1 protein-coding gene is annotated in these 1,168 nt (G+C 62.8%); it reads left to right on the forward strand.

Features of this window, described 5'->3' with window-relative positions:
• Window positions 1–1,168 (forward strand): methyl-accepting chemotaxis protein (locus tag ACUTJJ_RS25010; protein WP_445543781.1); only part of this gene is annotated, 1,168 nt, incomplete at both ends.

Consider the following 1,168-nt stretch of genomic DNA (forward strand, 5'->3'; position numbering starts at 1 on the left):
TCGCCGGCATTATTCTCGCGCTGTTCGTGGCCTCGCGCGGCATCACCACGCCGATTGCCCGCCTGCGGGAGCGTATGGCGTCGCTTGCTGCCGGTGATACGGCGGCCGAAATCGACGGCATGGATCGCAAGGACGAAGTGGGCCAGATGGCGATGGCGGTTCAGGTGTTCCGCGAGAATGCCATCGAGCGCATTCGCCTCGAACAGGAAACCGAAGCCAATCGGTCGATGTCGGAGAAGGAACGCATCGCGCGCGAACAGCAGAAGGCAAAGGAAGCAGCCGACGTCAAATTTGCCGTCGATAATCTGGCCGCCGGCCTGTCGAAGCTTTCGGACGGTGACGTCTCCTATCGCATCGACCAGCCTTTCACCGAGACGCTCGATGGCGTGCGCAATGACTTCAACATGTCGGCCGAAAAGCTGCAATCGGCGCTGACCCGGGTTGCGCAGAATGCCGGTGGCATCGGCGCCGGAGCCAACGAGATCAAGTCTGCTGCCGACGATCTTGCCAAGCGTACCGAACAGCAGGCCGCCGCCGTGGAAGAAACCGCAGCCGCTCTGGAAGAGATCACCACGACGGTGCGGGATTCCACCCGTCGCGCCCAGGAAGCAGGCCAGATCGTCAGCCGGGCCAAGGCGGGTGCGGAACAATCCGGCGATGTGGTGCGCCGCGCCGTGGTTGCCATGGAGCAGATCGCCAAATCCGCCAATGAGATCTCCAACATCATCGGCGTGATCGACGAGATCGCCTTCCAGACCAATCTTCTGGCGCTGAATGCCGGTGTGGAAGCGGCGCGTGCGGGTGAGGCGGGCAAGGGTTTTGCCGTTGTCGCGCAGGAGGTGCGCGAGCTTGCGCAGCGTTCCGCAAGCGCGGCCAAGGAGATCAAGGCGCTGATCACCACCTCGAACGACCAGGTGCAGCAGGGCGTGCAATTGGTGGGCGACACGGGCAAGGCGCTGGCGACCATCGTTTCCGAAGTGCAGGAGATCAACCGCCACGTCGTCTCCATCGTGGAATCCGCGCAGGAACAGTCGTCCGGCCTGCAGCAGATCAACACGGCCGTCAACCAGATGGACCAGGACACGCAGAAGAATGCGGCAATGGTGGAAGAAACCAATGCCGCCAGCCATAGCCTCGCCAAGGAAGTGGCGTCGCTGAACGACCTGCT

This window comes from Agrobacterium sp. DKPNP3 (assembly GCF_052686535.1).